The following is a 6,158-nucleotide window of genomic DNA, read 5'->3' on the forward strand; positions in this document are numbered from 1 at the left end:
CGGCCGCTCGAGCACGGTGCCGACATCGTCGTGCATTCGCTGACGAAATTCCTCGGCGGTCACGGCAACTCCATGGGTGGCATCATCGTCGACGGCGGCACGTTCGACTGGTCGGCTTCGGGCAAATATCCCATGCTATCTTCGCCGCGGCCGGAATATAACGGCATCGTGCTGCATACGACCTTCGGCAACTTCGCTTTTGCCATCGCCTGCCGTGTCCTCGGCCTGCGCGATCTCGGTCCGGCCATCTCGCCCTTCAATGCCTTCCTGATTCTGACCGGAATCGAAACGCTGCCGCTGCGCATGCAGCGCCATTCCGACAATGCGCTTGCCGTGGCGCGCTGGCTGAAGGCGCAGGAGAAGGTGGCCTGGGTCAACTATGCCGGTCTGGAAGATGATCCGAACCATGCCCTGCAGCAGCGCTACTCGCCGAAGGGCGCTGGGTCTGTCTTCACCTTCGGATTGAAGGATGGCTATGACGCCGGCAGGGGGCTTGTAGAGGGACTGGAGCTCTTCTCTCATCTCGCAAACATCGGCGACACGCGCTCGCTCGTCATTCATCCTGCATCGACGACGCACAAGCAGTTGACCGACGAGCAGCAAGTCTCCGCCGGTGCCGGTCCGGACGTGGTGCGCCTGTCCATCGGCATCGAGGACGTCAAGGATATCATCGCCGACCTGGAGCAGGCGCTGGCGAAAGTCTGATGAAATTCGTCACATACCTCTGACACCTACGTCAGTTCCTTTGACAACTTTTTTGAGCAGGTTGTATTGAGCCGACCGCCGAGAAACCCCAGAAATCAGGGCGATTTCGGCGGTCGAACTTTGAAAAAATCAGATTTCGAAATTTTTTTGGTTGTGCTCGAAGGCTGTTTTGTTAACCCTTGCCGCATCACTGCGGCCTCGGGGTAGGCGGCGCAAAGCCCAATTTAGTGCAATGGCACTCCCGTCCTCCGGCGGGTCCACCTCGAAACACGGCGTTAAAAAATCATAGAACTCGCGGCGACGCTGGGAGATGCGGACACTTCTCGAAAGGCGGACGCCCCCCTGGCGAAAGAGCCGCTTTTCAAGACTTGGCTTCCGACGGGAAATTAAAGACACGAAACGACGTCTATGATTCCACGACCTCAATCTTCCTCCGGCGCGGCGGGCTCACCTTGCTGGAAACGTGTCGTCAGTGAACGACTGGAAGCTTGTCAAGGCTGTACGCCGAGGCACCCGACTACCGTCCGACACTGGAATGAAGCGGCGCGTCGGCTTAGATTCCAAAGCGCCGACCTACCGAATTCACGCTTGCCCGTCAAAAACACTGACATTGGCGACTAAAGGCAGCCTATGCTCGTCGGGGACCAGCAAGTCAGCCTTTCGTATCTGCACCTTCGTAAGGCTACGCTGGCTAATCCATGTTGGCGGAAGGAACTGCAGCGCGATGCTTTCAGGACCATTGAATATGACTTCGCCTTTCAGGTTTGCCAAATCGAATTCCAAAAACAGAAGGTGGTCGGCACGGGTGTCGACCATTCTGAAAGCCGGGCCGCCGTTTGTGCCGGTCGCCTTGATCTGAACTGTACGGCCGTCCGGCGCATGACCATCGATGCCCGTTCCGTTGCGGACAGACAAGTTGATACCGAACAACTCGGCAGCCACCGCTTCGCCTATGTCGCCAATAAGGTTTCCGTCGAGCGTGAAATTGAGGGCTGCCGACTTATAGTGATCGCGCACTCGATTGCGGGCGATCACCAACTCGGCGATGACGGGAGGAAGCGAAAAGCTTCTGGTCATGAACGGCTCCCCCCAATGCGAACTCTATGTCGCCGGTGAAGAACAGCCCTTGGTAAAACTTCGTCGCGCATCGGCATGAGCTAGTCCTCAAACACCCGACCATCGACAGATTTGATGTAGCGAAGGATCGCGGTGACGCTGTCGAATATGAACCTTGCTTCGTCCGGATCGATCAAGTCCGGGTTGTCGTGCGCCAGCGACTTATTGTTGCGGATGTCGTTCATTGCCTCGAAGACGCTGATCGAACTCTTGATGATCCGTTCGGACATCTGCGAAAGATTGCGCTGCGCACCGAGGAGCCTGACGTATCGCCCGACGCGGGAGTGAAGAGGGTCATCAATGCCACACTCTCCACCTCCATGCTTTCTCACCAGAGACCCGAAACGCTTCATGCAATACGTATGCAGCCGATCCAAGGCGGCATGCGGCTTCTTGGCGTCGAGATCACGGCGGATCGATGCTACCAATTCGTCGAGTGTTTCGTTGGGCTCGAACGCCTCGATCGCGGACGTGTCGATGTCTTGGCTCACACCTTCAAAACGGCCGACAGTGATGAAGAAGCTGGTCTCCAACGCTTGCTCAAGTGGGGTCCTGTCACGGGTGGCAATTGAACCACGGTAATCCCACAAGCTGCGCAGAAGCTTTGCAACGGTCGACGCAGGTGCACGTTCAATGAAGGACCTCAGCCGTTTTGCCTTCGACGTGCCGCGGCCGTCGAAGAGACGGCTCTCGGTCTCGGGATCGATGCCAAGGGTTTCATAAAAGAAGTCGTTGAAGGTGCGATCCGAGAAGCCGAGGACATAGCCGTCGCCCATGTCGAGCGCCTGCTCGAGCTTCTCTCTTTCGGCACGCGGGACGAGCTGTTCGTAGGTGTTGGCCATGGCAATCCAGAATGACGGCGTTGTTCGGTCGGAGGGGTTTGAACTGCGAAGGTGAGGAGGGCGGGCGCAGCCAGTCCGGTACAAGGTCCAGATGTGAAAACAGCCCACAAAACAGAGGATTAGCTTCTGGTTGCAGAGTTGGTCAAGGGTATTTGACGTACGGCCCATACCTGAGCAAAGATATGCGAAGAAACGTCCGCACGTACGTGAACCCGTCTCCGTTGAAACTCAATGATTTCAGTAGGGGTGTTGTCAGACGTATGTGACGAACCACATCTGAGGATGACGCCTGCGAAAGGCTGGAAAAGCCTTTCGGTCATCTCTGCTGATCAGACGTTTCATGTTTCTTTCGGCCCGCGAACGTCTCGACGGCGCTCGCGGAGTTTGTATTTCGCAGCCAAGACACGATTGATGGGAGGCAGGACGTGGCGACTTACCTGCGACTGAACGAAGACGGCGTCGAACCGGAGACGGGTGCGCCGGCGGCGGATCGTCTCGTTTCGGGAGATCCGACTTTCCGCACCTGGAGCCTGGATGAGGCCGGCGGCGGCCTCTATGCCGGCATATGGGAGGCGACGCCCGGAAAGTGGAAGATCGTCTACGACGAATGGGAATACTTCAACATCCTCTCAGGCTACTCCATCGTCACGGCCGACAGTGGCGAGGCTTTTCATTTGCGCGCGGGCGACCGCATGATCCTGAAGCCGGGCTTCAAAGGGACCTGGGAAGTCGTTGAAACGACTTGCAAGGACTATGTGATCCGCCTCTGAGGATGCTCTTGAATCAAAACGTGAAGACTGATGCCCCTTGCCAAGGATGCGAACCTTTCCATGTGGTTCCCCAACGGCCGCATGCTTGCCGCAGGTTGTGTCACCGCCGCTTCATTAAACTGTCATCAAACTGAAACAATGCGTCTTTAGAGGCATCTCTGTCGCCAGGAGATGCAGGTGGGGAGGTTATATACCATGGGACCTCGCGCCGATCTTCTGCTCGCCATCCTTTCATTCACTTGAGGAAGTGAGTCTACTATGCTTAACCTGAAACTCCGTTCCCTTTGCCTGACTGCTGGCCTGGTCGTCACCATGGCTGCTTCGGCTATGGCTGCCGACATCACTGGCGCCGGCTCGAGCTTTATCGCGCCTGTTCTGTCCAAGTGGGCAGAAGGCTACAAGGCTGCGACGAACAATGTCGTCAACTACCAGTCGGTCGGTTCGGGCGCTGGCATCAAGCAGCTCCTCGACAAGACCATCGTATTCGGCGCTTCGGACAAGCCGATGAGCGACGCCGACCTCGAAAAGAACGGCATTGCCCAGTTCCCGATGATCTCCGGCGGTATCGTCGTTTCCTATAACGTCGAAGGCGTAAAGCCGGGCGAACTCGTCCTCGACGGCAAGACGCTGGCCGACATCTTCCTCGGCAAGATCGCCAAGTGGGACGATGCCGCCATCAAGGCTCTCAACCCCGAAGTAAAGCTGCCCTCCACGCCGATCTCCGTCGTTTATCGCGCCGACAGCTCGGGCACGACCTTCAACTTTACCGATTACCTGGCGAAGGTTTCGCCGGAATGGAAGGAAAAGGTTGGCTCGAACACGGCTGTTGAATGGCCGGTTGGTTTCGGCGCCAAGGGTTCGGAAGGCGTTTCCACCACCGTCAACCAGACGGCTGGTTCGATCTCCTACGTTGAATATTCCTATGTCGTCGCCAACCACATCGGTTTCGCGAAGATGAAGAACTCTGCCGGCAAGGTCATCGAGCCGAGCCTCGAGACGTTCAAGGCTGCTGCTTCCAATGCCGATTGGGCCAAGGCCAAGAACTTCAACCTGATCATCACCAATCAGCCGGGCGAAAAGAGCTGGCCGATTGCAGCCTCCACCTGGGTTCTGCTCTACAAGAAGCCGGCCGATGCTGCTAAGAATGAAGAGGCACTGAAGTTCTTCAAGTGGTCTTATGAGCATGGCCAGAAGGACGCGACTGCCCTGTCTTATCTTGCGATCCCGGACAATGTTGTCGAGATCGTCGAGAAGTCTTGGAAGACGGAGTTCGGCACGAAATAATTTGTGCTAGCCGAGAAAGTTGCGGCGGACAGGGTGTTGCCCTGTCCGCCTTTCGTGACAGGACAAGGGGAAATCGATGGCTGACGCGACTCAGATGGCTGGCTTCCAGGCTGTGAATACTTCCGCCGCCACCAGAAAATTCCGGATACAGGATCGGATTTTCTATTTGATGACGCTTGGCTCGGCCATTCTTGTCGTGCTTATGCTGCTGGCGATCCTTGTGGTTCTCGTCATCGATGCCTTGCCTACATTTCAAACCTTTGGCCTGTCGTTCCTCTGGGGCACCAAATGGAGCGCGCCGGCCGATATTTATGGCGCCGTGCCTGCCGTAGTCGGTACGCTGGTGAGTTCGTTCATCGCCATGCTGATTGCCGTTCCCCTGGGCATCGGCATCGCCATCTTCCTCACGGAACTTTGCCCCGGTAGCCTGCGCCGTCCGATCAGCACGGCCATCGAGCTTCTGGCGGGCGTTCCCTCCATCATCTACGGCATCGTCGGCCTGTTCATTCTCGTGCCGCTGATGCAGAATTATATCCTGCCTTTCCTCATCGCGACGGTCGGGCAGGTGCCGGTAATCGGCTTGCTGTTCCAGCCACCGGCACCGGGTGTCGGCCTGCTGACGGCAAGCCTCGTGCTCGCCGTCATGATCCTGCCGTTCATCACCGCGATCTCGCGCGACGTGTTCAGCACAGTGCCGCCGATGCTGCGCGAATCCGCTTACGGCATGGGCATGACCACATGGGAGGTGGCTCGCCACATTCTGATACCCTACACACGCCGCGGCCTCGTCGGTGGCATCATGCTCGGCCTCGGCCGCGCGCTTGGCGAAACCATGGCCGTCACCTTCGTTGTCGGCTCGGTGAGCCGCCTGCAGTCGTCGATCATCTCGCCGTCCACCACCATTTCCGCCCAGATCGCGAATAACTTCGGCGATGCCGACGGTCTGCAATTGTCGAGCTTGATCGCGCTCGGCCTGCTTCTGTTCATCCTTTCCTTCGGCGTGCTCGCGCTGGCAAGATGGATGATCGGCCGCGGCGACTCGCACTGAGGAATAAATCATGGAAAATGCAATTCGTCAGAATCTAGTGTCGAGGCGCTATGGGAAGAACCGGGTGATGATGGCCTTGTGCTTCCTCGCCGCCATCCTTGGTATATTCTTTCTCAGCGTGATCCTCGTAACCTTGGTTTTCCGCGGTGTATCGGCGCTGAACCTTGACGTCTTTACCATGTCTATCCCGGCTCAGGGCTCGCGTGGCGGCTTGATCAACGCAATCTACGGCACGGTACTCGTCACCGGCTGTGCCATCCTGATCGCCGCGCCGATCGGCATTCTCGCCGGAACCTATCTGGTGGAATATGCCAACGGCTCCAAACTTGCCGAAGCAGCCAAGTTCCTCAACGATATCTTGCTGTCCGCACCCTCGATTATCGTCGGCGTGTT

The 6,158-nt window shown here is 57.4% G+C and carries 7 protein-coding genes; 5 read left to right on the forward strand and 2 right to left on the reverse strand.

From position 1 onward, the window contains the following. A partial coding sequence (locus Q4Q11_RS30475; protein ID WP_498571814.1) for a PLP-dependent transferase occupies window positions 1-705 on the forward strand: 705 nt, incomplete at its 5' end. A 582-nt stretch (window positions 706-1,287) separates the two neighbouring features. Here Q4Q11_RS30475 and Q4Q11_RS30480 read toward each other — a convergent pair. Further along, window positions 1,288-1,782 carry a DUF6998 domain-containing protein gene (locus Q4Q11_RS30480; protein WP_498571815.1) on the reverse strand — a complete coding sequence of 165 codons (495 nt, stop codon included), beginning with the start codon at window positions 1,780-1,782 and terminating at the stop codon, window positions 1,288-1,290. An 80-nt stretch (window positions 1,783-1,862) separates the two neighbouring features. After that, the gene (locus tag Q4Q11_RS30485; RefSeq protein WP_498571816.1) at window positions 1,863-2,663 is read right to left on the reverse strand and encodes an abortive infection family protein; all 801 of its coding nucleotides are present in this window, start codon (window positions 2,661-2,663) and stop codon (window positions 1,863-1,865) included. A gap of 425 nt (window positions 2,664-3,088) precedes the next feature. Between Q4Q11_RS30485 and Q4Q11_RS30490 the strand changes: the two genes are divergently transcribed. The 4 genes from Q4Q11_RS30490 to Q4Q11_RS30505 all read left to right on the forward strand — a co-directional run. Beyond that, entirely contained in the window at window positions 3,089-3,433 is a 345-nt protein-coding gene (locus tag Q4Q11_RS30490; RefSeq protein WP_112511040.1) for a cupin domain-containing protein, read from the forward strand. Between the two features lie 258 nt (window positions 3,434-3,691). Continuing rightward, window positions 3,692-4,717 (forward strand): phosphate ABC transporter substrate-binding protein PstS, encoded by a 1,026-nt coding sequence (gene pstS, locus Q4Q11_RS30495; protein ID WP_112511042.1) that lies wholly within the window; start codon window positions 3,692-3,694, stop codon window positions 4,715-4,717. 76 nt (window positions 4,718-4,793) lie between these two features. Continuing rightward, window positions 4,794-5,765 carry a phosphate ABC transporter permease subunit PstC gene (pstC, locus tag Q4Q11_RS30500; RefSeq protein ID WP_112511044.1) on the forward strand — a complete coding sequence of 324 codons (972 nt, stop codon included), beginning with the start codon at window positions 4,794-4,796 and terminating at the stop codon, window positions 5,763-5,765. A gap of 10 nt (window positions 5,766-5,775) precedes the next feature. After that, window positions 5,776-6,158, forward strand: a 383-nt coding sequence (locus Q4Q11_RS30505; RefSeq protein ID WP_498571817.1) for an ABC transporter permease family protein, incomplete at its 3' end; no start/stop codon positions are given.

The sequence above is a fragment of the Rhizobium sp. UFLA01-1127 genome, from assembly GCF_059803845.1.